Source organism: Salmonella sp. SAL4457 (assembly GCF_046548235.1).
Lineage (GTDB): Bacteria > Pseudomonadota > Gammaproteobacteria > Enterobacterales > Enterobacteriaceae > Salmonella > Salmonella enterica.
The window spans coordinates 1-309 of record NZ_JBGDZO010000260.1; the positions used below are offsets into that span (position 1 = coordinate 1).

At 73.1% G+C, this 309-nt stretch carries 1 pseudogene; it reads right to left on the minus strand.

Annotated elements, in window-relative coordinates:
* Positions 1-309: pseudogene (locus tag ACLJNW_RS24180) on the minus strand (hypothetical protein); the annotation flags it as partial.

Genomic DNA, 309 nt, shown 5'->3' on the forward strand with positions numbered 1-309 from the left:
CCTCCAGGCTGTCGTCGCGCTGTTCCTGGGCCTGGTCGCGACGCAACGCGCCGAGGTCCGGGCGCTCGCCGCCGAGTTCCAGCAACGCCTCGAAAATCGCCGCGTAGGCGCTGCCGCGTTCCTCCAGGCGCAGCGCCAGCAGGCCGAGGATCACCGCGCCGAGGCAGACCATCACCGGGAAGTAGCGCCCGGCGCGGCAGCGGTCGCTCCAGGCGGCCAGCAGGATGCGCCCGGCGACGCCGCTGCCCTGGGCGACGAACAGCAGGGTCGCGGCCATGCCGATGCCGATCTCCAGGGTCTCGTGCAGGT